Origin of the sequence: Nocardia sp. NPDC088792 (genome assembly GCF_044750615.1) — a bacterium.
Lineage (GTDB): Bacteria > Actinomycetota > Actinomycetes > Mycobacteriales > Mycobacteriaceae > Nocardia.
In genome coordinates this window covers 709,294-732,535 of sequence record NZ_JBIVKC010000002.1, presented here as the reverse complement: position 1 = coordinate 732,535, position 23,242 = coordinate 709,294, and the positions used below count along the sequence as shown (strand labels likewise).

General features: G+C 69.3%; 20 protein-coding genes and 1 tRNA gene. 8 read left to right on the top strand and 13 right to left on the bottom strand.

What is annotated here, in order from left to right; all coding sequences use genetic code 11:
* Positions 1–5: 5 nt before the first annotated feature.
* A complete protein-coding gene (locus ACIP5Y_RS12630) occupies positions 6–1,022 on the bottom strand; it encodes an alpha/beta hydrolase (RefSeq protein ID WP_400349899.1) in 1,017 nt (338 codons plus the stop codon).
* A gap of 240 nt (positions 1,023–1,262) precedes the next feature.
* Here ACIP5Y_RS12630 and ACIP5Y_RS12625 point away from each other — a divergent pair, with 240 nt between their 5' ends.
* Entirely contained in the window at positions 1,263–2,171 is a 909-nt protein-coding gene (locus tag ACIP5Y_RS12625; protein WP_400349898.1) for an SDR family NAD(P)-dependent oxidoreductase, read from the top strand.
* Between the two features lie 13 nt (positions 2,172–2,184).
* On the opposite strand, the gene ACIP5Y_RS12620 is transcribed toward ACIP5Y_RS12625, so the two are convergent.
* Entirely contained in the window at positions 2,185–3,144 is a 960-nt protein-coding gene (locus ACIP5Y_RS12620; protein ID WP_400349897.1) for an alpha/beta fold hydrolase, read from the bottom strand.
* 203 nt (positions 3,145–3,347) lie between these two features.
* Here ACIP5Y_RS12620 and ACIP5Y_RS12615 point away from each other — a divergent pair.
* Positions 3,348–3,421: transfer RNA gene (locus tag ACIP5Y_RS12615), tRNA-Met, on the top strand.
* 168 nt (positions 3,422–3,589) lie between these two features.
* Positions 3,590–5,143, top strand: a complete 1,554-nt coding sequence (locus ACIP5Y_RS12610) for an acyl-CoA carboxylase subunit beta (protein ID WP_400349896.1) — start codon at positions 3,590–3,592, stop codon at positions 5,141–5,143.
* Positions 5,144–5,202: 59 nt separating this feature from the next.
* Here ACIP5Y_RS12610 and ACIP5Y_RS12605 read toward each other — a convergent pair whose 3' ends face one another.
* Positions 5,203–5,634, bottom strand: a complete 432-nt coding sequence (locus ACIP5Y_RS12605; protein ID WP_400349895.1) for an SRPBCC family protein — start codon at positions 5,632–5,634, stop codon at positions 5,203–5,205.
* 235 nt (positions 5,635–5,869) lie between these two features.
* Here ACIP5Y_RS12605 and ACIP5Y_RS12600 point away from each other — a divergent pair, with 235 nt between their 5' ends.
* The 3 genes from ACIP5Y_RS12600 (at position 5,870) to hrpB (ending at position 12,527) form a co-directional block, all read left to right on the top strand.
* Complete coding sequence (locus ACIP5Y_RS12600; protein ID WP_400349894.1) at positions 5,870–9,160, top strand: BTAD domain-containing putative transcriptional regulator; 3,291 nt, start codon at positions 5,870–5,872, stop codon at positions 9,158–9,160.
* Between the two features lie 46 nt (positions 9,161–9,206).
* Positions 9,207–9,827: a VOC family protein gene (locus tag ACIP5Y_RS12595; protein WP_400349893.1), complete on the top strand. Its 621-nt coding sequence runs from the start codon at positions 9,207–9,209 to the stop codon at positions 9,825–9,827.
* A 66-nt stretch (positions 9,828–9,893) separates the two neighbouring features.
* Complete coding sequence (hrpB, locus tag ACIP5Y_RS12590) at positions 9,894–12,527, top strand: ATP-dependent helicase HrpB (RefSeq protein ID WP_400351247.1); 2,634 nt, start codon at positions 9,894–9,896, stop codon at positions 12,525–12,527.
* 74 nt (positions 12,528–12,601) lie between these two features.
* On the opposite strand, the gene ACIP5Y_RS12585 is transcribed toward hrpB, so the two are convergent.
* Together ACIP5Y_RS12585 and ACIP5Y_RS12580 are read right to left on the bottom strand one after the other, a co-directional pair.
* Positions 12,602–13,525 carry an NAD-dependent epimerase/dehydratase family protein gene (locus ACIP5Y_RS12585; protein ID WP_400349892.1) on the bottom strand — a complete coding sequence of 308 codons (924 nt, stop codon included), beginning with the start codon at positions 13,523–13,525 and terminating at the stop codon, positions 12,602–12,604.
* Positions 13,526–13,582: 57 nt separating this feature from the next.
* Positions 13,583–14,422, bottom strand: coding sequence for an NAD(P)H-binding protein (locus ACIP5Y_RS12580; RefSeq protein ID WP_400349891.1), 840 nt, complete (start codon positions 14,420–14,422; stop codon positions 13,583–13,585).
* Between the two features lie 56 nt (positions 14,423–14,478).
* On the opposite strand from ACIP5Y_RS12580, the gene ACIP5Y_RS12575 reads away from it, so the two are divergent.
* Positions 14,479–14,964: a MarR family winged helix-turn-helix transcriptional regulator gene (locus tag ACIP5Y_RS12575; protein ID WP_400349890.1), complete on the top strand. Its 486-nt coding sequence runs from the start codon at positions 14,479–14,481 to the stop codon at positions 14,962–14,964.
* 4 nt (positions 14,965–14,968) lie between these two features.
* Here the strand turns inward: ACIP5Y_RS12575 and ACIP5Y_RS12570 are convergent, their stop codons facing one another.
* Positions 14,969–15,622: an SDR family oxidoreductase gene (locus tag ACIP5Y_RS12570; RefSeq protein ID WP_400349889.1), complete on the bottom strand. Its 654-nt coding sequence runs from the start codon at positions 15,620–15,622 to the stop codon at positions 14,969–14,971.
* Between the two features lie 113 nt (positions 15,623–15,735).
* Between ACIP5Y_RS12570 and ACIP5Y_RS12565 the strand changes: the two genes are divergently transcribed.
* A complete protein-coding gene (locus ACIP5Y_RS12565; protein WP_400349888.1) occupies positions 15,736–16,248 on the top strand; it encodes a DUF664 domain-containing protein in 513 nt (170 codons plus the stop codon).
* A gap of 66 nt (positions 16,249–16,314) precedes the next feature.
* Here the strand turns inward: ACIP5Y_RS12565 and ACIP5Y_RS12560 are convergent, their stop codons facing one another.
* The 7 genes from ACIP5Y_RS12560 to ACIP5Y_RS12530 are packed head-to-tail and all read right to left on the bottom strand — an operon-like array spanning position 16,315 to position 23,169.
* Positions 16,315–16,572 (bottom strand): HPr family phosphocarrier protein, encoded by a 258-nt coding sequence (locus ACIP5Y_RS12560; RefSeq protein WP_400349887.1) that lies wholly within the window; start codon positions 16,570–16,572, stop codon positions 16,315–16,317.
* 49 nt (positions 16,573–16,621) lie between these two features.
* Positions 16,622–18,757 (bottom strand): fructose-specific PTS transporter subunit EIIC, encoded by a 2,136-nt coding sequence (locus tag ACIP5Y_RS12555; RefSeq protein ID WP_400349886.1) that lies wholly within the window; start codon positions 18,755–18,757, stop codon positions 16,622–16,624.
* 10 nt (positions 18,758–18,767) lie between these two features.
* Complete coding sequence (locus ACIP5Y_RS12550) at positions 18,768–19,721, bottom strand: 1-phosphofructokinase family hexose kinase (protein ID WP_400349885.1); 954 nt, start codon at positions 19,719–19,721, stop codon at positions 18,768–18,770.
* Positions 19,718–20,485, bottom strand: a complete 768-nt coding sequence (locus tag ACIP5Y_RS12545) for a DeoR/GlpR family DNA-binding transcription regulator (protein WP_400349884.1) — start codon at positions 20,483–20,485, stop codon at positions 19,718–19,720. The genes ACIP5Y_RS12550 and ACIP5Y_RS12545 overlap by 4 nt, the downstream gene beginning before the upstream one ends.
* Positions 20,486–20,520: 35 nt before the next feature.
* Positions 20,521–20,805, bottom strand: a complete 285-nt coding sequence (locus ACIP5Y_RS12540) for a FeoC-like transcriptional regulator (RefSeq protein ID WP_400349883.1) — start codon at positions 20,803–20,805, stop codon at positions 20,521–20,523.
* Positions 20,802–22,940: a ferrous iron transport protein B gene (gene feoB, locus ACIP5Y_RS12535; RefSeq protein WP_400349882.1), complete on the bottom strand. Its 2,139-nt coding sequence runs from the start codon at positions 22,938–22,940 to the stop codon at positions 20,802–20,804. Before feoB ends, ACIP5Y_RS12540 begins: the two co-directional genes overlap by 4 nt.
* A complete protein-coding gene (locus tag ACIP5Y_RS12530) occupies positions 22,933–23,169 on the bottom strand; it encodes a ferrous iron transport protein A (protein WP_400349881.1) in 237 nt (78 codons plus the stop codon). The genes feoB and ACIP5Y_RS12530 overlap by 8 nt, the downstream gene beginning before the upstream one ends.
* Between the last annotated feature and the right edge of the window lie 73 nt (positions 23,170–23,242).

Sequence of the window (23,242 nt, the reverse complement as noted above, 5' to 3'; positions counted from 1 at the left end):
TCCGATCAGGCAGCGGTGGATCGTGGCTGTTGCGCCGCGGTGCCGGCGAGGCGTCCGGAGACGAACGCGCCGATGACGCCGATCGCCTGCCGGGCGTCGGGCAGCAGGTCCGCGCCGGCGTGGAAGACGTGAATGGCCCTGTCCCACACCTGCATCCGGCACGGGACCCCGGCCTGCTCGCAGCGTTCGGCCAGTTGGTAGGCGTCGGCCAGCAGGACCTCGGTGGAGCCGACCTGGAGCAGTACCGGCGGCAGGCCCGCGAAATCGTGATTGACCGCCGACCAGGACGGGTCGAGCTTGCCGTCGCGGAGCAGTCCGAGCTGTACCGGAGTGTCGAGGGCCTTGGCGCCCAGCAGCGGGTCGAGCGGGTCGTTGGGGTGGGCGTAGCGCAGGGTCGAGTCGTAGTTCGCCCACGGCGCTATGCCGACGAGGCCGCCCGGCATCGGCAGTCCGCGGTCCCGGACCGCGATGGCGGTGCGGAAGGCCAGGCCACCGCCGGCGGAGTCACCAGCCATGATGATCCGTTCGCCCGGAAAGCCCTGTGCGAGCAGGTATTCGTAGGCTTCGACGCAGTCCTCGATGGTGTCCACGACATGCGCCTGCGGCAACTGCCGGTAGTCGACTTGGAAGACCGGCGCGCCACTCGCCTCGGCGATGCGGGACACGATGCGGCGGTGGGTGTTCAGTCCGCACGAGACCAGCCCGCCGCCGTGGAAGTAGAGGATCGCGGAGTCCTGGACCCGGGACGGATCGGAAGTGCCGCGGTGCCAGACCCATTCGGCGCGGAATCTCGGAAAACCGATGGGCTGCAGGCTGGTTCCGCGAATCGGTACCAGGAACCCGGCCAGCGGATCGAGGGCCCTGCTGATATGGAAGATCCGGACCCCGCGAACCGGAATTCCGCGCCAGGCCAGGCCGACGATCGCGTTCATGCCCTGCCGGAGCACGGCGTAGGAGAGCGGATGCGCTGCCCGGAGCGCCCAGCCGGCGCGGCGTGGATATTCGATGGTGACGGTTGGCATGATGCGTCTCCTTCTCGACGGCGACCTTGCCGTCTACGCTGTGTTACACAGTAACCACTGTCTGGGACGACATCAAGTGATTCTTCGATCGGGACCCGTTTGGCGTGCTTCAGTGCCGCATTCCGCGGGTGGCTGACTTGAAAATCAGCGCTCCCGCAGCTGTTGTCCGCACTGTGTTGCACAGTGTAACGTGACTGAGACAGTGGCACGACGACGTGCGAATTCGAACTGAGGTAGATCATGGCCAAATTCGAGAACAAGCTGGTTATCGTGACGGGGGCGGGCAGCGGCATCGGCCGGGCGACCGCGGCGCGCTTCGCGGTACAGGGCGCCCGGGTGATCGTGAGCGACCTCAACGGCGATACCGCGAAGGACACCGTCGACCGGATCACCGCCCTGGGCGGCCAGGCCTTCCCGTACGCCGTGAACGTCTCCGACGTGCAGGCCATGGAGAACTTCGCCGCGAGCGTCCACGACGCGCACGGCGCACCCGCCGTGGTGGTCAACAATGCCGGATACACCACCGCCGGTCCGTTCCTCAATCACACTGTGGCGGACTGGGATCGGATCATGGGCGTCAATTTCTGGGGCGTCGTGCACGGCAGCCGGCTGTTCGGCCGGCAGATGATCGAGGCGGGTCGGGGCGGTCGCATCCTGAACGTCACCTCGCCGGCGGCGGTGCTGCCGATCCCGCTGTCGACCGCGTACTGCACCAGTAAGGCAGCGGCGCAGATGTTCACGGAATGCCTGCGGCTGGAATTCGCGGGCACCGGCGTCGGGGTCACCGCGATCCTGCCCGCCTTCATCAATACCGGCTTCTACCCCAACGCCCAGGTCGTGGAGAGCGAGAGCAAGTCGGTCGGCCGCGGCAAGAACATCTCGGTGCTCGCCGCTCAGTTGGTCGCGCGCAGCCCGGAAACCGTGGCGCGCAATATCGTTCGCATCGCCGGGCACAATCCGGCCATCGCACCGACCCCGTTCGAATCCCGGATCGCCTGCACCAGCGCGCGAATCTCCCCGGCGGGCGCGCGACTGGCCGCTCGCATGATGGATATCGATTCGCTGGTCGGACTCGTCGACCGGCTGCTGCCCGCCACCGCCGTCCGCAAGCTGGACGACGCGGCCGCCCGTGCGGTGTCCAGAGCCTGACAACTCTCGGTAGTCAGCTGACAGCTTGCAGGAATTTGATCAGTGCGGCGTTGACCTCGTCGGGGCGTTCCTGCTGGATCCAGTGACCGGCGCCGCGGAGGACTATCGGGTCGGCGAGGTTGGGGACGAGGTCGCGCATCGCCGAGAGGTTTCCGTAGCGGACTGCGGTGTCGAGGGCGCCGGCGAGGAAGAGGGCCGGTTGGTCGAGGGGGCGGGTGGCGAGGGTCGGGAGGTGGTGCCAGTCGCGGTCGGCGTTGCGGTAACGGTTGAGGCCGCCGGTGAAGCCGGTGCGTTCATATTCGGTGGAGTAGTACGAGAGGTCGGCGGCGGTGAGCCAGGGGAGTGGGCTCGGTGGTTCGGGGATTTCGTTGAGTAGCACCGTGGTTCGAGGGAGTTGGGTCAGTAGGTGGACGCCGAGATCGCCGGCGTCGCCGGAGAGGCCGTACAGCATCAGGCGCACGGCGCGGGGGACGTCGGCCGAGAATTCGGCCTCGGCTGTGCCCGGCTCCTGGAAGTGGAGCATCCAGTTGAAGCGGTCGCCTGTGAAGGTGCGCAGCATTTCGATCGGGGGGCGAGGGGAGCGGGGGCGGTGGGGCACGCTCAGGGCGGCGAGGGCCGTGAAGCGTTCCGGGTGCAGCTCGGCGGCAGCCCAGACGGTGTTCGCACCCCAGTCGTGGCCGACCAGCACGGCGGTCCGCGCGCCCAGTGCGTCCAGTAGGGCTACGGCGTCGGCGACGTGGTCCGACATCCCATAGTCCTCGACCTCCGGCGGTCCGTCGGTGCGGCCGTGCCCGCGCAGGTCAGGTGCGACGGCATGGTAGCCGGCCGCGGCCAGGGCCGGCAGCTGATGCCGCCACGAGTACCAGAGTTCGGGAAAGCCGTGCAGTAGCAACACAAGTGGACCGCTACCGGCTTCGGCCAGGTGCATGTTCAGCCCATTGACGGAGACGGTCCGATGTCGAATCACGTTCATACGACCGAGTGAACGCGTTTCGGGGTACCTGCGGCATCCGTACCGGGGAGTCATCGCGGCTACGCCTATCTACGTATCTTCCGCCGAGGTCGCGTGCCCGAAGGTTGCGCCGACTCGTCAGATCCGTTCCGACCTGCGAAATCTCATGACACCGAAACCGTTTTGCATCTCGCTCACCCATGTGTGTAAGGTTGTGCATACGACGCGGGGTGGAGCAGCTCGGTAGCTCGCTGGGCTCATAACCCAGAGGTCGCAGGTTCAAATCCTGTCCCCGCTACTGAAGAGGGTGGCCCTGACCGATTAGGTCAGGGCCACCCTCGTTTTTGTCGAGGTTCGGGTGGTCTCGACTGTGATTCATCCCTTATATCCGACTCGGTGCCCCGTTCTGTGCTTGTAGCGCATAACGTCGCGGGGACAGAACCGTTGGTTGGAAGGTGCAGTAAGCGTGATCGGTACGCGGGCGAAGCTCGATGAACTCGCCAAGATTCTGGAGATGGCCGCAGAACCGGCGGGTGAAGCCGGTGTCGCCAAGCGGGAGAAGAAGGGTATTCCGAGTGTTCGGCAGCGTGTGCACATGCTGCTCGACCCCGGGACGTTCATCGAGACCGGCGCGCTGGCTCGCCAGCCCGGCCAGCAGGATGCGCTCTACGGTGATGGACTGGTCACCGGTCGCGGGCTGATCGGGGGACGCCCGGTGGTGGTGATCTCCCACGATCAGACCGTGTACGGCGGATCCGTCGGCGTCACCTCCGCGCAGAAGTTCATGCGGGCCTTGAAGTTCGCGTTCGACAATGCGTGCCCGGTGGTGACGATCAATGATTCGGGTGGCGCCCGGATCCAGGACGCGGTGGGTTCCATCGCCTCGTTCGGCGATATCTCGCGGGTGCTGGAGAAGCTGTCCGGGTATGTGCCGCAGGTGTCGATCATTCTCGGCAAGTGCGCCGCGGGTTCGGTGTACGGCCCGATCAACACGGATGTGCTGATCGGGACCAAGGATTCGTACATGTTCGTCACCGGGCCGGACGTGATCAAGGCGGTCAATGGCGAGGATGTCACGGCCGAGGAGCTCGGCGGCGCCAAGGTGCAGGCCGAGCGCGGCACCCTGCATCACGTCGCGGAGACCGAGCAGGATGCTTACGAGTGGGCCCGCAACTACCTGAGCTACATGCCGACCAGTTGCGTCGAGCAGCCGCCGATCGTGAATCCCGGCCTGGAACCGGAGCTCACCGCGCATGATCTCGAGCTCGACAAGATCATCCCGGACTCCGATCGCGCCGGCTACGACATGCACGAGATCCTGCTGCGGCTCTTCGACGACGGTGAATTCCACGAGATCCGTGCCGCTTTCGCCCCGAACCTGATCACCGGATTCGCCCGCGTCGACGGCTACCCGGTCGGTGTGATCGCCAATCAGCCACTGGTGCTGGGCGGTTCTATCGATGCCGCCTGCTCGGACAAGTCGACCTACTTCATCCGGCTGTGCGACGCCTTCAATATTCCGCTGGTGTTCGTCGCCGACACCCCGGGGGTGCTGCCGGGTCTCTCGGAGGAGGCGGCCGGCGTGATCATCCGCGGTGGCCGCGTCCCCCGCGCCATCATCGAAGCGACGGTGCCGATCATCAACCTGGTGGTGCGCAAGTCCTACGGCGGCGCCTACGGCATGATGGCGGCCCGGCAGGTCGGCGCCGACGTCAGCTTCGCCTGGCCGACCGCCCGCATCGCGGTGATCGGCGCCGAGAGCGCGGTCGACCTGCTCGGCAAGCGTCAGTTGGCGGCGGTCCCCGAGGAGCACCGCGCGGCGGCCCGCGAGTTCATGGTCAACACGTACAACGAGACCGTCGCCACCCCGTGGATCGCCGCCGAACGCGGTTACATCGACGCGGTCATCGAACCCTCGCGCAGCCGGCTGGAGATCCGGCAGGCGCTGCGCCTGCTGCGCGGCAAGTCGAAGGTCAAGCCGGAGTTCAACCCGCGCAAGCACCCGATCTACCCGATGTGATCAGTAGCGAAAACGGCCCGGAACTCTCGGTTCCGGGCCGTTTTTCGATGCGCGAGGCGTCAGCCGTAGAGCTTCACGAAGTTGTTCAGGGAGTCCTCGACATCGCCGCGGAGGGCGCGGGCCACCACCGAGCCGATGGGCCCGAACAAGGGTGCACCGCCGAGGGTGAAGTCGGCGGTGACCTTCGAACCGGCAGGGCTCGGCGCGACCCGGAGTTCGATGCCGAATTTGGTGCCGCCGATGCCGGATCCCGTGAGCACCAGGCGATTCGGGGGTTCGGCGGTTTTCACGGTCCAGGTGACGCGATTGCGGAAGCCCTTGACGGTGGCCACACCGATGAGCCGGGTGCCGGGGGTCAGTCCTTCGGGGACGGGTCCGCGCCAGCCCTCGTGGAGGGTGAGCCATTTGTCGAGCTCGGGCAGGTCGGAGGCGTGCGCCCACGCCTGGTCGGGCGGGATCGGGACGTCTACGGAGACGTTGAGCTTTGCCACAAACCAAATGGTATCTGTTACATGTCGTAGCTCTAACGTCGCGTCCCGGGAACAGGGCGCCGCCGGGTGGATGGGCGCACCTACCCGGCGGCGACGACGATCCTCCGCGCTCCCACTTCTGGAAAACTTCCGTGTCGCTTTTCCCGGTCTGATTCCGGATCGCTGGGGTCCGGCACGGTGGAATAATTCGTGGTCACCCAAAGGACTCGGAGTGCTCCGGAGGCAGTTGCAGGGCATGGCGAAACCGCAAGTGCAGGTGCTAGGGCCGATCCAGTTGTGCGTGGACGGCAAGCCGGTCAATCTGGGCACCTCGATGCTCCGCGCGCTGCTGGCCCGGCTGGTCATCGCCGGTGGCCGGGCGGTAACCGCCGACCGCCTGATCGAGGACCTCTGGGAGGGGCAGCCACCCGCATCCGCCGCCTCGGTACTGCAGGTGCACATCCACAATCTGCGCCGGCTCATGGAACCCGAGCGGCCGCGCCGGGCGCAGGCGCAGGTCATCGTCTCGGAATCCGCCGGTTACGCACTGGAGCTCGTGGCCGAGGCGGTGGACGCCTGGCATTTCGAAGCCCTGCTGCGGCGCTACGGACAACAGCCGGTCGGCCCGCTCGAACTACAGAAGCGGCGGTATGCCCTCGATGCCGTGCTGGCGTGCTGGAACGGGTCGGCCTTCGAGGCGCTGACCGATTACGCCTGGGCCGCACAGGAAGCCGCGCGGCTCACCGAATTGCGGCTCACCGCAGTGGAATTGCGCGCGCAGATCGAGCTCGAACTGCATCGGCCCACCGAGGTCGCCATCGAATTGCGCTCGGTGTTCGATGAGCATCCCGAGCGCGAGGAATGCGCGCGGCTGCTCGCCACCGCGCAATACCGGATCGGGCAGCAGGCGCAGGCACTCGCCACGCTGCGGCGTTCTCGTGAATTCCTCGGCGCCGAATTCGGTGTCGACCCCGGTCCGGCGTCGCGCGACCTCGAGGCCGCCATCCTCAGCCACTCCGCGGCACTGGTATCCGCCCCGCCGCCACCGCTCGTGCTCGCCACGCCGCGGCCGGTGCGCCGGCTGCCGCTCGCCCCGGGTTATGCGAGCGAGCGCACCGCCCTGCGGGAGACGGCCGACGGTTGCCGCGGTGGCCGACTCCAATTGGTGTGGGTGGCAGGCGCTCCCGGGGCGGGGAAGACGACGCTCACCGAATCGGTGCTGGGCGGTCTCGGCGACGAGGGCTGGAAGGTGTTGCGCGGCGGCTGCCCGGAGGTCGACGGCGCGCCTCCGGCGTGGGCGTGGTCGGAGATCCTGCTCGAACTCGATCCGCAGGCGTCACCCGAATCGGTCACCGGCGGTGACGCTTTCGCGCTCGCGCGTGCGGTTTCCGAGCACTGTAGGCGGGTTACGGCGGCCGCGCCGCTGGTCATCCTGCTGGAGGATGCGCACCGCGCCGATACCGCGACCCTGCAGGTGCTGCGTCAGGTGGTGAATTGGCTGCGGGATCAGCCGGTCCTCATCGTGATCACCCTGCGCGGCTCCAAGGCCGAGCCGAGATTGCATGCCACCGCGGGCGCGCTCGCGCATTCCACCGCGGCCTGGCTGGAACTGGCCGGTCTGGACCTCGATGCCACCCGCGCCGCGGCGGCGGCCGCCGGCATCGAATCGCTGTCGGACGGCCAGCTGGTGCAACTGCACGAACGCACCGGCGGCAACCCGCTCTTCATCCGGGAGATGACGAAACTCGTTGCCGCACAGGGCTCTCTCGATGCGCTGGCCGAGGTGCCGGACTCCATCCGGGAACTGATCGGTCACCGGATCGCGGGATTGTCCGCCGCGGTGATCGCTGCCCTGCAACAGCTGGCCATCTGGCGCGACGGCGTGGACCTGCGCATTCTCGGCCTCGCCGCCGACCTGGGCGAGGACGCGCTCATCGACCTCATCGCCACCGCCGAAGCGCACGGCCTGATCCGCACCGACCGCACCGGCCGTATCACCTTCGACCACGCCCTCATTCACGAAACGGTGTATCTGAGCATTCCCATGTTGCGCAGGGTCCGGATGCATTGGGCGGCAGTGGAATTGCTGGAGAAGCACGCTCGAGACTTCCCGGGACTCGCACGCGACCCGGACATGCTGGCGCACAATGCGATCCTCGGCGCCCGGCCCGAAACCGCCGGGCGGGCACTCGAATACGTCCGCATCGCCGCCACCGGCAGCGCCGAACGAGGCATGCGCGCCGATACCGTGCACCTGTGGCGGTCGGCCATCGAACTGCACGAAATGGCCGGGCACGACAATGATCGCGCCGACCGCGCCGACCGTCTCGCCCTGTTCGATGCCTGCTGCGAGCTGGTCGGCGCCCTCGCCTACCAGGGGCGGCCGCTCGAAGCCCGCGTGGTGCGGAACCGGGCCGTCGCCCTGGCCCGGGATCTGGGCGGCACCGAGCTGCTGGTCCGCGCGCTGACCAGCTGGCGCGGGCCGGTCGGCTGGGCGGTGCAGGGACACCTCGATCGCGATCGCCGCACCATGGACCTCGTCACCACCTGCCTGAACGAAGAGTTACCGGTCGAGGACCGGATCCGCTTGCTCGCCGCCGCGGTGTTCGACTTCTCGATGGATCCGGAGAGCATGGCGCTCGGGCACGAGTACGGCGAGCGGGCGCTCGCGCTCGCCCGCACACTCGACGACCCCGAATTGTTCTGCATCGCACTGAATGCCGCCGTATTCATCAGGGACGATCGCAAACCCGATCCGAGACTGGCGGAGGACTGCCGGGAACTGGCGCGCCGGACCGCATCGGCCGAGCATCGGTCGGCGGCGCATCTCATGCTGTACCGCTATGCGCTGGATGCCAGCGATCTGGCCACCGCCGATGAACACGCCCGTCTCGCCATCGAATCCGCCACCGACGCACAGCTGCCGCAACTGCTCGTGCTCGCCGAGACCTTCGGCGCCATCGTGGCGGTGTTGCGCGGTGATCTGGCGGCGGCGGACCGGGCCTACAACCAGCTCTACGAGCGTTCCCAGCATTCGGCGATCGGAACAGATCCGGTGAGCCGGATCGCCGGTCCGCTGACGCTCGGCTGGGCCGCCGGCGACCTGTCCGGCATCGTCGAATCGCTCGGCCTGCTCTACCGCGTGCGACCGGAGCTGGCCGTGCAGCCGTACGCGCTGGCGCTACTGCACGCGGGGGATCGGGAGCGGGCCCGCATCGTCTTCGACCGCGGCAACCCGGTGAACCCGCTGTTCTTCCAGACGACCATGTCGGTGTTCCGGGCCGCGGCCGCAATCGAATTGGGTGATCTGCCCGAGATGCAGCGGCTGTACCGGCTGCTGTCACCGCACCGCGGGACGATTGTCGGCCTGGAAACCGGCCTGCTCACCCTGGGTCCGATGGATGCCATCCTGGCCGATCTCGCGGAGGAACTCGGCGACACCCGGCAGGCGGTGGTGCACCGGGCACGCGCCGGACAGCTGTTGCACAAGGTGCGAACGGACTTGGCTCCCACGGGCGAGCGGGTGGTCCCGTCCGGATCGTTGTGAGCGGAACGGTTCTGCGACAGCGTTGCCGTCCCTACTGTGCTGTGGTGTGAGCGAACTCGATCATGTGGTTTTGGCGACACCGGATCTGGCGGGCACCGTCGCGGAGGTTGCGCGCCTGGTGGGGGTCGAGCCGGTCGCCGGTGGTCGGCATACCGGCCGCGGGACCCGGAACTATCTGCTGGGCCTCGGAAACGGCGCGTACCTGGAGATCATCGGACCCGATCCGGAGCAGCCCGAGCCGGAACTGCCGCGCCCGTTCGGGATCGACGATCTGACCGAGGCCCGGCTGGTGGCCTGGCTGGTCCGTGTCACGGATATCGATGCCGCGGTGGCGGAGTCGCGGGCAGCCGGATACGACCCCGGTGCTGTCTCGGATCTGTCCCGGACCACACCGGATGGGCGAATCCTGGAGTGGCGGTTGACCTTCCCGGTCGGTGCGGAGCGGACCCGGGTGGTCCCCGCGATCATCGACTGGGGCGACACCGACCATCCCTCCGGCGAACTTCCCGTCGTGCCACTGCTTTCGCTCGAAGCGGTACACCCGGACCCGGCCTCGGTAGTGGAACGACTGAAGGCCGTCGGCGCCCAGCTGACGGTGCGGGCCGGCAACCGTCCGGCCCTGATCGCCACGGTCGGCGATGCGGCGGACCCGATCACGCTGCTCTGACAGTGCGCGCCGGCGCCGCGGAGTGGGCGCATGACGCGTCGGCCGGCAATGGAACACTGGTCGGCAATGAAGCTGCCCGAGTTGCCCGACCTCCCCGTGCGTGCGGCGCTCGGCGAAATCGTCGGGACCCTGTCCGCGCGGGGTACCGCCGTGCTCGTCGCGCCCCCGGGAACCGGTAAGACGACACTGGTCCCGCTGGCCCTGGCCGCGAGCACTCCGGGCCGGGTGGTGGTCGCGGAACCGCGGCGATTGGCGGCGCGGGCTGCGGCCGCGCGCATGGCGGCACTGCTCGGCGAGCAGGTCGGCGCCACCGTCGGCTATTCGGTACGCGGCGATCGCAAGGTCGGCGCCGATACCCGCATCGAGGTCGTCACCTCGGGCCTGCTGGTGCGGCGCCTGCAACAGGACCCGGAGCTATCCGGAGTCGACGTGGTCGTCCTCGACGAATGCCACGAGCGCCACCTCGACGCCGACCTGCTGCTCGCGCTCCTACTGGACGCACGGGCAGGACTGCGCCCGGAGCTACGCGTACTGGCCACCTCGGCAACTGTTGCGGCAGACCGCCTTTCAGCGCTGCTCGGCGGCGATTCTGCTTCGCTGTCGGCCGGTGATTCCTCTGCGCTTCCAGGTGATCCTTCCGCGTTGCCGGGCGGTGACTTGTCCGAGGTGCGGGGTGGCGTTGCTGCGGGCAGGCCGGGTGGCGGCCCTGCCGCGCCGGTGCTGACCGTCGAGGGGCGGGCGTATCCCGTTGCCATGTCCTATGTTCCGCCCTTGCCGCGCGAGCGGATCGAGGCGCAGGTGGCGCGGACCACGCGAATGGCCTTGGCGGACAGTGATGGTGACATTCTCGTCTTCCTGCCGGGCGCCGCCGAGATCCGGCGGACCGCGGATCTGCTGTCCGGCCTGGATGGGGTGGATGTGCTGCCGCTGCACGGGCGCTTGGCCGCCGCCGCTCAGGACGCGGCGCTGCGGCCGGGGGCCCGGCGGCGCGTGGTGTTGTCCACGGCCGTGGCCGAATCCAGTTTGACCGTGCCCGGTGTGCGGTCGGTGGTGGATTCGGGTTTGTCTCGGGTGCCGCGGATCGATCATCGTCGTGGCCTGTCCGGCCTTGCCACCGTGCGGGTTTCGCAGGCGGTGGCCGAGCAGCGCGCCGGTCGTGCGGGCCGCGAGGCGCCCGGCCGGGCCTGGCGGTGCTGGCCCGAGTACGAGCAGGCGACCTTGCCCGCCTATCCGGAGCCGGAGATCCGCACGGCCGATCTGACCCGCCTGGCGCTCGAACTCGCCTGTTGGGGAACCGCTGACGGTTCCGGCCTCAGTTGGTGGGACGCCCCACCGGCGGGCGGCCTGGCCGCGGGCCTGGAAGTCCTCCGTGCGCTGGGGGCTCTCGACGCCTCCGGCGCGATCACCGACCGTGGCCGCCACATGGCCACCCTCGGCCTGCACCCACGTCTGGCCCGCGCCCTGCTCGACGGTGCTGCCGCCATCAGCCCGCGCGCCGCCGCCGAAACGGTCGCCCTGCTCGACGACGACACCCTTGCTCCCGGCACCGATCTCGTCGTCGCCCTCCGCATGCTCCGCAATGATCGCCCCGCCCGCTGGAAGCGCGAATCCGACCGCCTCACCCGCCTGGTCGAGAGTGTGTTGCGCGAAGGCGGTCGTCCGGCTGCGGGAAACGCCGGTGCGAAGTCTGTTTCGCGTGGCGATGATCCGGCATCTTCGCGTGGCGATGATCCGGCACTGATTGCGGCGCTGGCCTATCCGGAGCGGCTCGCGAGGCGGCGGGCGGTGGGGTCGGCCAGTTATCTGATGGCGGGCGGGACGGCGGTGACCTTGCAGCCCGGGTCCGGTCTCGGGGATGCCGAGTGGCTGGCGGTCGCGGTGGCGGGCCGGGATCCGGGCCGTTCGGAGGGGCGAATTCGATTGGCCGCCATAGCGGATGAGGAGTTGGCGCGGCGAGCGGCGCCGAGCCTGGTGCGGGTGGCCGACGAGGTGGACTGGGTCGATGGCGAGGTGATCGCGCGCCGCGTGGAGCGGCTCGGCGCGATCGTCCTATCGGAAAAGCCGCTGCGGGAACCGGATACGGAACTGCTGGCGGCCGCGCTGCGCCGCGGACTGCGGGAGAGCGGTCTCGGCATCCTGCGCTGGAACGAGGATGCCGTGTCACTCCGGCAGCGCCTCGATTTCCTGCATCGCACTCTCGGTGCGCCCTGGCCCGCGGTCGATGACGAGACGCTGCTCGACACGGCCGACGCCTGGCTGGGTCCGGAGCTGGCGACCGCCCGCCGCCGCGCCGACCTCGAGCGGATCGACGCCGGCCAGGCGTTACGCCGCCTGCTCCCGTGGCCGGCGGCCGCCCGCTTCGACGACCTCGCCCCGGAACGCCTGGAAGTCCCCTCCGGCAGCAGGATTCGTATCGACTACGCCGCCGACCCACCGGTCCTCGCGGTCAAGGTGCAGGAGATCTTCGGCTGGATCGACCCGCCCCGGCTGGCCGACGGTCGCGTCTCCCTGCTGCTGCACCTGCTCTCACCCGCACGGCGCCCGGTGGCGGTAACGGCCGACCTCGCCTCCTTCTGGCGTAATGGCTGGCCTCAGGTTCGCGCCGACCTCCGTGGTCGCTATCCCAAACACGCCTGGCCGGAGGACCCCACAACCGTTGTGGCCCACCGTGGTACAGCCCGCAACGCACGCCGCGACTAGCTGAGGCCAGCGCCCGGCCGGGCGGATCGCGACGGGCCGGGGCGCACCTCCGACCGGCCCGGCCGACCGCATGGTCAGTGCTGCCTCCGGTGCTCGGCCGCGGCGGCGGCCCAGGTGTCGCGAATAATGGTGGCGATATCGGAGCGACGGGGGATCCAGCCGAGTTCGGTGCGGAATCGGGTGGAATCGTTGATGAGGCTGGGGGATTCGGTGACGGCCGGTTTGTGTTCCACGGAGACGCGCAGGCCGGTAACCCGTTCGACGGCCGCGACCACGTCGAGAACGCTGGTGCCGCGGCCGCTTCCGATGTTGTAGCGGGTGCAGGTGCCGACGGCGGGTTCGTAGTCGACGCAGGCGACGAAGGCCGTGGCGGCGTCGCGCAGGTGCAGGTAGTCGCGCACCGCGGTGCCGTCGCCGTGGACGCCGAGGTCGGTCTGGTGGACGGCGGCGTCCAGCGCGCGGGGGATGAGCCGGGTCGGGTCGCGGTCGTCGCCGCCGGCGAGATTCGGCAGGCGCAGCACGATGGCGCCGAGCGCCCCGCTCTGCGCCTGCGCGGCGACCGCCAGTTCGGCGGCGAGTTTGCTGCTCGCGTACGGGTGCGGTGGGGCGTCCGGCAGGTCCTCGGTCATGGGTTGCCGTTCCGGTGAGCCGTACACGGAACACGTGGAGGAGAACACCATTCGCGGCACTCCGGCGGCGGCCATGGCGTCGAGGAGGGTGATGGTGCCGCCCGTATTGACGCGGAAGAACCGCATCGGGTCGGTGAGCGATTCGCGGACGCGGGTGAGTCCCGCGAGGTGGATCACCGTATCGGCGCCCGCGACGGCCTGTCGTACCGCGTCGGCGTCGGTCAGTTCGGCGATCCGGGTTTCCGTCGCGCCGGGGACCTCGCGGCCCGGCGTATGGGTCATGGCGACCGGTTCGTGGCCGGCCGCCGCGAGTTCGGACACCACAGCCCGTCCGAGGTATCCGCCCGCCCCCGTGACAAGCACCCGCACCTTTGCGTCCTTCCGTCGCAGCAAGCATTCATGCTTGCACGCGGGGAGGGGTTGCGGTTACCCGAACGCCGCGGCGCGCTCGGCGGCCCATGTCGCGAAGTCGAGCGCCGGGCGGCCGAGCAGCTGTCGCACGGTGTCCGTGGTCGGGCCGGGGGTGCGCGCGTAGTCGGTGAGCGAGCCGAGCAGCCGCGCCGGAACTTCCTCGGGCAGGCCCTGGACGAGCATGGCCGCCCGGACCTGCTCGGGCGCGACCTCGGCGAAGGTCAGGGTCCGGCCGAGGGTCTCGCCGAGGATGCGGACCTTGTCGTATTGAGTGAGGGACTCCGGCCCGGTGAGGACGTACCGCCTGCCCTCGTGCTCGTCGCCGGTGAGTGCGCGCACGGCGACCTCGGCGATATCGCGCTCGTGGATAGGGGAGGTGGCGGCTGTGCCGTATGCGCCGCGCACCACATCTCCCGCGCGCAGCTGTGGGATCCAGGCGAGGTTGTTGGCGTCGAAGTCCGCGCAGCGCAAGGCGGTCCACGCCAGTCCGGAGGATTCGGCGGCGGCCTCGAGTCGCGCGAAGCCTTCGATGAAGCGGGGTTCGCCGACCGGATGGGCCACGGTGGCCGCGGAGACCACCACCACGCGCTGCACCCCGTGTTCGGCTGCGGCAGTGAGGATTTCGCCCGCCGAGGCCGTGATTCCACGTGAACTGAGCAGGACTGCTTCGGCATTGCGCCAGATCTGGTCCGGGATACGGGGTGCAGCCGGGTCGCCCTCGACCACCCGGACTCCGGCGGGCAGTTGTGCTGTTGCGGGAGTGCGGGTGACGGCGGTGACGTCCGCGCCGGCGGCGTGCAGCAGGGAAACAGTGGTACGTCCGACGATTCCGGTGGCTCCGATGATTACGAACATAGTCAACCTCTCATAAGATATGAGAGTCATATTATTTGTTTCGAGTTGGAGATGATATGAGTTCCGTAGTAAATGATGGTGATCCCGGTCACCATCGCCGGAAGGTGACGCGCGTCAAGGGGTCACTCCGCGATGTCCGCAGCCAACTCGCCCTGCTCAACCGGCAGGTGGGCACCCGTCTCGCCCTCAAGGACGTGGATCTGGACTGCCTGGATGTGATCGACAGCGAAGGCCCGATCGGCACCACGACGCTGGCCCGCCGCGCCGGCCTGCATCCCGCCACCCTGACCGGGGTACTGGATCGATTGGAACGCGCGGGCTGGATCGTGCGCGAACGTGACGGCGTCGACCGCCGCGCGGTCACCATCCGCTCGCTGCCGAACCGCCTCGGCGAGATGTACGGCCTGTTGTCGGTCATGAACACCGCCGTGGACGAGCTGTGCGCCGATTACACGCCCGAGGAACTGGACCTGCTGGCCGACTTCCTGGATCGGGTCGGCCGAGCCGGTCGCGAGGCGACCGACTCACTCGCTGGGCAGTGACCGCTCAGCTTGCGAGGGCCCGAACGGCCTCCGCGACAGGCGTATCGCCGCGGATGAGTTCGAGCACCTGCCGCGCGGCACTGCCGGTAATGAGCAGTTCGGCCAGGACCGCAGCCACATCGGCGCGGGGGATGCTGCCGCCCGGAACGCTCGTCGCCAGCCGGACCAGCCCGCCCGCGGGCTCATTGCTGAGACTGCCCGGCCGCAGGATGGTCCAGTCCAGGTCGCGGGCCCGGAGATCGTTCTCCGCCTGCGTCTTCGCATCGATGTAGGCGATCCACGATTCGTCCCCGCCGGCCGCCGGTTTGCCCGCGCCCATGGTCGAGATCTGCAGGAACCGCCGGACCCCGGCCTTCTCCGCCGCATCCGCGAGCAGTACCGACCCGTCCCGGTCGACGCTGTACTTCCGCTCGGGCCCGCTGCCCGGCCCCGCGCCCGCGGCGAACACCACCGCGTCGACCCCGGCCAGTACGGGCGTGAGCGCGTCGGCGCCCTGCCGTTCGAGGTCCAGCACGACCGGTTGCCCGCCCGCCGCCTCGACATCCCCGGCATGCGCCGGGTTCCGGATGACGGCCTGCACCGCATCCCCGTGTGCGCTGAGCAGCCGGGTGAGCTGCAAGGCGATCTGCCCGTGTCCTCCGATGATCGCGATCCGCATGCGCCGAGTCTACGGCGGCGCGCGGCGGGGGCGCCGGAGATCCGCGCCGCGTGAACGCTGTCGGGGGAGCGGAGTACGGTGCGAGATACCTACGTGGGAACGGAGATTCGACGATGAGTAGTGCCGGTGTGCTGCTGGATGCGTTCGGGCGGATCCGGGAGGTCGTGCACGAGGCGGTCGACGGTCTGGGGGAGAAGGAGCTGGGGTTCCGGGTGGATCCGGGGGCCAACTCGATTTCCTGGCTGGTCTGGCATCTGACGCGGGTGCAGGACGATCATGTGGCCGATGTGGCGGGGCTGGAACAGGTGTGGACGGCGGACGGCTGGTACGAGCGGTTCGGGCTGCCGGTCGGCAAGCGGGCCACCGGGTATGGGGACAGCGCCGATGACGTGGCGGTGGTGCAGGCGTCCGCGGAACTGCTGACCGGCTATTACGACGCGGTTCACGAGCAGTCGCTGCGGTATATCGAGACGCTGGCCGATCAGGATCTGACGCGGATCGTCGATACCCGCTGGGATCCGCCGGTCACGCTGGGGGTGCGGCTGGTCAGCGTGATCTCCGACGACCTACAGCACGCCGGGCAGGCGGCCTACCTGCGCGGCGTCATTCTGCGCACCCAGCCGTAATCTTCGCGCCGCGCGAGCTGTTCGCTCCGCCGGCGGATTCGGCGTCGGCGGAGTGCGGGGTTCGGATCAGGCGTCGAGGTCTGCGGCGACCAGTGCGGCGATCTTGTCGACGGTGGGCTGATCATCGCTGCTGACGACGACCGCGGCGCCCTTTGCCGCGCCCAGGGTCATGATCATGAGTGCGGAGCCGGCGTCCACCGGTGCGCCGCCGACCAGGGCGAGGGTGACGGGAACGCCTGCGGCCTTGGCGGTTTCGGCGATGAGGGCCGCGGGGCGGGCGTGCAGGCCGACGGCCGAACCGACTTCGACGGTGGTGCTGGGCATGATGCTGACTCCTTTTGTGGGACGGGCGATTACACGGTGGCCAGGGCGATTACACGGTGGCCAGGGCCGCGGGGGAGGCGGCGCCGGCGCGGGGTTTGCGGAGTTGTTTGGCGGCGGTGACGCAGGCCGCGCCGACCACGGTGCCCGCGGCCAGTGCGAGCAGGAACCCGGCCAGGCCGCCGACGGCGAAGAAGACGAAGATGCCGCCGTGCGGTGCGCTCAGGGTGGTGCCGGTGGCCATGACCAGTGCGCCGGTCACCGCGCCGCCCGCCATCATGGATGGGATCACCCGCAGTGGGTCGGCCGCCGCGAACGGGATCGCGCCCTCGGAGATGAAGGAGGCGCCGAGCAGCCATGCGGCCTTGCCGTTCTCGCGTTCGGCGGTGGTGAAGAGCTTGGGCCGCAGGGCGGTCGAGAGCGCCATGGCCAGCGGCGGCACCATACCGGCCGCCATCACCGCCGCCATGATCTTCAGCGATGCGGCATCGTTCACATCGAGGCCCGCGACCGCGAACGAGTAGGCGGCCTTGTTGACCGGCCCGCCCAGGTCGAAGCACATCATGAGGCCGAGGATGATGCCGAGCGCGATGGCGGAGGTGCCGGACAGGCTGTTGAGCCAGTGCGTGAGCCCGCTGGTGACCGCCGCCAGCGGCTTCCCCAGCACGATGAACATGATCGCGCCGACCACCAGCGAGGCGAACAGCGGAATCACCACCACCGGCATGAGTCCCCGAGCCCATTGCGGGATGGACAGTTTCGCGATCCACAGCGCCGCGAACCCGGCGATCAGACCGCCCACCAGACCTCCGAGGAAGCCCGCGCCGACGAAGACCGCCACCGCACCGGCGGTGAAGCCGGGCGCCAGGCCCGGCCGATCGGCAATCGCGTAAGCGATGTACCCGGCCAAGGCCGGAACCAGGAAACTGAAGGCCAGCGAACCGATCTGGAACAACACCGCGCCCAGATAGGTGCCCAGTCCGCCCGCCGGCAGATCGGTCAGCGAGTTGTCGAGCACGATGTTCTTGGCATTACCGGAGATCTGATACCCGCCCAGCAGGAACCCGAGCGCAATGAGCAACCCGCCCGCCGCCACGAACGGAATCATGTAGCTCACGCCGGTCAGCAGAATCTGCCGCAATCGCGTCCCCCACCCGAGCGCCCCGGAATCCGCTGCCGCAGCGCCACTTTCGCTCCGCGCCGCACCGGACACCACCGCGGCGTGCGGATCAGTGCCGGCCGCCAGCGCCTCCCGAACCATGACATCGGGCTCATTGATGGCCCGCTTCACCCCGGACTCGATGACCGGCTTCCCCGCGAACCGCTCCCGCCCCTTCACCCCGACATCGGTAGCGAAGATGACCGCAACAGCCTCGGCAATATCGCTCGCCCCTAAAGGCGCACTCCCACTGGACCCTTGTGTCTCCACCTGAACCCGCACCCCGGCCCGTTCCCCCGCCGCGACCAGCGAATCCGCCGCCATATAGGTGTGCGCAATCCCGGTCGGGCAAGCGGTCACCGCCACGATGCTGCGTTGCGCCGCGCCGCCGCCCGCCGGGTCGGTCGCTGTGGCACCGGCATCCGGTGGTGGTGTCGAGCGGATCGTGCCTGTCGAAGAAGCCGCCGTCGTTCCGGCAGCGGATTCTGTCGATGCCGCGTTCGAACGAGAGTCGGGGGTGGCGGGTGAATTCGCCTGCTGTGCGGCCTGTTCGGTGGAGACGGCCGGCTCGGGCTCGGGGTTGATCACACCGTCGACCAGCGTGACGATCTCGTCCGGGGTCGCGGCCGCGCGGAGGGTGGCGAGGAATTCGGGTTTGACGAGAGCGCGGGCCAGGGACGAGAGGAGCTTCATGTGTTCGGCGCCCGCACCTTCGGGGGCGGCGATCAGGAACACGAGATCGGCGGGGCCGTCGGGTGCGCCGAAGGCGACTTTGGGGGAGAGGCGGGCGAAGACCAGGGAGGGAGTGGTGATGGCTGCGGCCCGGCAGTGCGGGATGGCGATGCCGCCGGGTAGGCCGGTGGCCGACTGGGATTCGCGGGCCAGGGCGGCGTCCCGCACGGCGGTGGGGTCGGTGGCGCGGCCGGTGCGGGCGAGGCGCTGGGCGAGGGCCGCGATCACTTCCGTGCTGTCGGCGCCCAGGTCGGCGTCGAGGGTGACGAGGTCGGTGATGATGATCCGGTCGGTCATCGCGGGTCCTTCAGTGGTGGGGCTGGAAGTCGAGGGCCGTGACGGTCACGGCGCCCGGGTCGGTGTGGTGCGGACCGGGCAGCCCGGTCCCGGGCAGCGCGGCGGCGGCACTGCCGTAGGCGACGGCCCGCCGCAAGCGGTCTTCCGGTGCGGCGCCGGTCGAATCGGCGAGCAGGTATCCCGCCAGGGCGGAATCGCCCGCGCCGACGGTGCTTCGCGCGGTAATGGCGGGTGCGGTGGCGTGCCAGGCTCCTTCGGCGGTGACCAGCACCGCGCCCGCCGCGCCGAGCGTGGCGAGCACCGCGTCGACGCCGCGCTCCACCAAGGCCGCGCCGGCCCGCGCCGCGGCGGTCGGATCATGCAGTTCCGCCGGGTCGCCCCCGGTGAGCTGCGCCAGCTCCTCGGCATTCGGCTTGAGCAATTGCGGTGCAATGGAATCCAGCTGCGCCGCCACCGCCGCCAGCGGTGCGTCGGAGGTATCGACGGCGACCCGCGTCCCACGCAGCCGCCGCAGCAGCTCCACATACCAGTCGACGGGCACCAGCGGCGGCAGCGACCCGGAGAGCACCACCCAGTCCGCCGCAGCGCCCGCGAGCTCGATGAGCGTGTCGGCCAGGTCGTTTCGCTCGGCTTCGGTGAGCGGCGTGCCCGGCTCGTTGATTTTCGTTGTGGTGCCGTCGGATTCGGTGAGGGTCAGATTGGTGCGGGCCGGGCCGCCGCACGGCACGGCGCGATAGTCGAGCCCGGTGCCGGTGAGCGCGCGCAGCAACGGATCGCCCGCGCTGCCCGGCAGGACCGCGACGGTCTCGGCCCCGGCCGCGGCGATCACCCGCGATACGTTGACGCCCTTACCGCCGGGATACGAGGTGGCCGCCCGCGCCCGCTGCAAGTCTCCGCGCCGCAGCGGTTCCGCTAGCGACACCGTGTGATCGATGCTCGGATTGGCGGTGAGCGTGACGATCATGCCGTCACCACTTCGATCCCGAACTCGGACAGTTCGTTTCGCACGGCGGGCAGCAGCTCGTCATCGCTGACCAGCACATCGATATCGGCGATGGCCGCGAACCGCACCAGATCCTCGCGCCCGACCTTGCTGGAATCGGCGACCACGACCACCCGATGCGCGCTGGCCACCATGGCCCGTTTGACCGCTGCCTCATCCGGATCGGGGGTGGAAAGCCCGTGCCCGACGGTGAGCGCATTGGTTCCGATGAACGCGACATCCACCCGCAGATCGCCGAGTGTGCGCAGGGTATCCGCGCCGACCGCCGCCTGGGTGACCCCGCGTACCCGCCCGCCCAGCAGATGCAGCCGCACCCCCGCGTATCCGCTGAGCCGCACCGCGATGGGCATGGAATTGGTGATGGCGACGAGTTCCCGGTCCGCGGGCAGTTGTGCGGCGATCCGTGCGGTGGTGGTGCCCGCGTCGAAGAGGACGCTGCCGCCGGCGGGTGGCAGGAAGGCCAGGGCCGCCTTGGCGATGCGGTCCTTCTCCGCCGCGCGGCTGTGCTCGCGTTCGCTGGTGCCGAGTTCGATGGCGGTGAGCGCGGCGGCCGGTACCGCGCCGCCGTGTACGCGCCGGACCAGCCCCATGCGGTCGAGTACGGCGAGGTCGCGGCGCACGGTCTCGGTGGTCACGTCGAACTGTTCGGACACTTCCGCGACCGATACCCGTCCACGGTGCGCGATCAGTGCGGCGATGGCCTGCTGCCGCTCCTCGGCGTACATCCGAACCTCCAACTCCAATGTTGACTTATGTTGTTTTATGCCCGTATCTGTTGTTTTGTCAACCCGATGGCCAGTAATACCGGTCCGGTGGACTTGGTTCCGCACTGGCTGTCGGCGCAGCTGCCGCAGCCTCCGGTGGGGCAGCCGGAGGTGATCTGTTCGATGGACAGCCGGCCCTTGCGGACCCAGTAATCGATCATGGCGTCGGCTTCGTCGCGGGAGATTCCGATGCGGCGGGCGATCTCGTCCAGATTGAGGTTGCCCTGGGCGGCGGTGATCTCGGCGAGGATGCGGCGCAGCGGGCTCTGCGGGGCGCTCACCAGAAGATCCTGCCGATCTGGAAGACGGCGACGGCGAGGACCCAGGCGACGCTCAATTGCAGCGCCACGCTCCACAGGGTGATCCGGGTGCCGACCGTGGTGCGCAGTACCGCAAGGGTCGTCATGCACGGTGTGTAGGCGAGCAGGAACATCATGAAGGCGAGGACGGCCGGGATCGGATGTCCGCCCGAGGAGTGTTCGAAGGTGGCATGCAGGGCCTCCGAGAGCGAGGGTGAGGCCGCACCGCCGCCGGGATCATCCATGCTGTAGGACTGCGAAATGGTGGCAACCACAGCCTCTTTCGCTACGAAGCCGCTGATGAGGGCCGCCCCCGCATGCCAGTCGTCGAATCCGGCGGGAGCGAAGATCGGCGCGACCGCGGAGGAGGCCGCGCCGAGCGCGCTGTTGCCCGGTTCCACGTGCCCGAAGGTCCCGCCGCCCAGCGGAATCGAGGACAGCAGCCATACGGCGGTGACGGTGGCGACGATGATGCCGCTCGCGGTGGTCAGGAACCCGCGCATCTTCTGCCAGGTGTGCATGCCCAGCACCCGCAGGCTCGGCCGGCGGTAGGGCGGCAGGTCCAGCACCAGGGGTTCGGTGGCCATATCCCGGAACACGCTGCGGCGCAACAGGAATCCCAGTCCCATGACCAGCAGGATCGACGACAGGTACATGGCGAAGACGACGGTGCCGGCGCCGCTGCCGAAGAACACCCCGGCGAGCAGCACGTAGACCACGAGGCGGGCATTGCAGCTGGTGAACGGGATGAGCAGGGCGGTGAGTATGCGGTGCCGGGGGTTGGACAGGATGCGGGTGCCGGAGATGGCGGGCACATTGCAGCCGAAGCCCACGATGAGCGGCAGTACCGCACGTCCGGGTAGTCCCATGGCGCGCATGAGCCGATCGGCCACGAAGGCGGCGCGCGCCATGTAACCCGAATCCTCCAGCAGCGCAAGCAGTATGAACATGATGAGCATGAGCGGTACGAAGCTCAGCACCTGGCCGACGCCGTTGATCAGCCCGTCGTGCACGAGCCCGACCAGTGGTTCGGGTGCGCCGATATCGTTCAGGAAGTTGGCCGCCCCGTCGGCGACCGGTCCGGTGATGAAGCCGCCCAGCGCATCCTGCAGCGGTTTGGCCACCGTGGTGGTCAGCTGGAACACCAGCCACATGACCGCGAGGAAGATCGGCACCCCGAGCCATCGGTGCGTCACGACTCGATCCACCCTGTCGCTCAGCGTGATTCGCGCGGGGCCGCCCTCGACCGCTGCCTCGAGCATTTCGTGTGCCCACGCATACCGCCGCTCCGCGATGAGCAGCTCCGCGTCCTCGGTATCCGACAGCGAACCGGCAGCGGCGTTGCCGTCCGCGTGGGAGACGGCCTGTTGCAAGGCCTTCCGCGCGGCAGTCGATAGTTCGTCCGGTATCTCGGGCGGCACCTCGCCCGCGAGGAGCGCGGTTGCGAGCCAGCGGGTCGGGTAGCGGTCCGGTAGCTGCGGCGTGAGGGCGGCAACGGCTGCGTCGATGTCCACGCCCAGACATGGTGGTTCCGAGGCCGACCGCTCGGTGAGCGCGGAGTCCACGGCCCGCGCCAGGGCCGGTAGGCCCGTGCCGCCCCGCGCGACCACCGGCACCACGGGTACCCCCAGGGCCGCGGCGAGCCGGTCGGTGTCGATGGCGGTGCCGCGCCCGGCCGCGACATCGGTCATGGTCATGGCGACCACGATGGGCAGACCGGTTTCCAGCACCTGTGACAGCAGGTAGAGGCTGCGCGCGAGATTGGCCGCATCGACGACGGCGACCACCACGTCCGGGCGGTCCGCGGTGTCCGCGGTGAGCAGGGCGTCGCGGGTGACGGCCTCGTCGGGTGCGGCGGGCAGCAGGCTCTGGGTGCCGGGCAGGTCGAGTACCCGCACGGTGCGGCCGGGGCCGAGCCGCCAGGGGCCGTCGGAGACTTCGACGGTGGTCCCGGGCCAGTTGCCGACCCGCTGTCGCGCTCCGGTGGCGGCGTTGAACAGCGTGGATTTACCGACGTTCGGATTGCCGACCAGCACCACGGTGCCGCTCGTGTGCAGTAGGTCGGCGCCGGAGTTCGCGGCGCCGGAACCCGGAGTGCCGCAGCAGGCTTCACTCATGCGCCGACTCCGCGGCGACGGTGATGGCGCGGGCCGTGGCCGCGTCGAGGGCGATGCGGGCCTCGCCGAGTCGCACGATGCGCCCGCCGAAGGCGCCGATGGCGGCGACGGTGATCGGCGCGCCGGGGATCAGTCCCATTTCGAGCAGTCGCCGCCGCTGCCGGCCCAGGAGTCCTATCTGCTCGACCCGAAAGTTCTCTCCTGGTTTGCCATCCAGCACTGAGCGCATGTGAGGGGACGCTAAGCCTCGAGCTTAAGAGAATGCTGAGAAGTTGCTATTCGGTTAAAACACGTCCGGATCG

What these genes read in the sequence shown, in the direction of transcription:
- ACIP5Y_RS12560 (WP_400349887.1), bottom strand. Translation starts at nt 16,572, where the DNA reads ATGCCCAGCACCACCGTCGAAGTCGGTTCGGCCGTCGGCCTGCACGCC.
- ACIP5Y_RS12630 (WP_400349899.1), bottom strand. Translation starts at nt 1,022, where the DNA reads ATGCCAACCGTCACCATCGAATATCCACGCCGCGCCGGCTGGGCGCTC.
- ACIP5Y_RS12530 (WP_400349881.1), bottom strand. Translation starts at nt 23,169, where the DNA reads ATGCGCTCAGTGCTGGATGGCAAACCAGGAGAGAACTTTCGGGTCGAG.
- ACIP5Y_RS12555 (WP_400349886.1), bottom strand. Translation starts at nt 18,757, where the DNA reads ATGACCGACCGGATCATCATCACCGACCTCGTCACCCTCGACGCCGAC.
- ACIP5Y_RS12565 (WP_400349888.1), top strand. Translation starts at nt 15,736, where the DNA reads ATGAGTAGTGCCGGTGTGCTGCTGGATGCGTTCGGGCGGATCCGGGAG.
- ACIP5Y_RS12600 (WP_400349894.1), top strand. Translation starts at nt 5,870, where the DNA reads ATGGCGAAACCGCAAGTGCAGGTGCTAGGGCCGATCCAGTTGTGCGTG.
- ACIP5Y_RS12580 (WP_400349891.1), bottom strand. Translation starts at nt 14,422, where the DNA reads ATGTTCGTAATCATCGGAGCCACCGGAATCGTCGGACGTACCACTGTT.
- ACIP5Y_RS12620 (WP_400349897.1), bottom strand. Translation starts at nt 3,144, where the DNA reads ATGAACGTGATTCGACATCGGACCGTCTCCGTCAATGGGCTGAACATG.
- ACIP5Y_RS12545 (WP_400349884.1), bottom strand. Translation starts at nt 20,485, where the DNA reads ATGTACGCCGAGGAGCGGCAGCAGGCCATCGCCGCACTGATCGCGCAC.
- ACIP5Y_RS12575 (WP_400349890.1), top strand. Translation starts at nt 14,479, where the DNA reads ATGAGTTCCGTAGTAAATGATGGTGATCCCGGTCACCATCGCCGGAAG.
- ACIP5Y_RS12570 (WP_400349889.1), bottom strand. Translation starts at nt 15,622, where the DNA reads ATGCGGATCGCGATCATCGGAGGACACGGGCAGATCGCCTTGCAGCTC.
- feoB (WP_400349882.1), bottom strand. Translation starts at nt 22,940, where the DNA reads ATGAGTGAAGCCTGCTGCGGCACTCCGGGTTCCGGCGCCGCGAACTCC.
- ACIP5Y_RS12625 (WP_400349898.1), top strand. Translation starts at nt 1,263, where the DNA reads ATGGCCAAATTCGAGAACAAGCTGGTTATCGTGACGGGGGCGGGCAGC.
- hrpB (WP_400351247.1), top strand. Translation starts at nt 9,894, where the DNA reads ATGAAGCTGCCCGAGTTGCCCGACCTCCCCGTGCGTGCGGCGCTCGGC.
- ACIP5Y_RS12550 (WP_400349885.1), bottom strand. Translation starts at nt 19,721, where the DNA reads ATGATCGTCACGCTCACCGCCAATCCGAGCATCGATCACACGGTGTCG.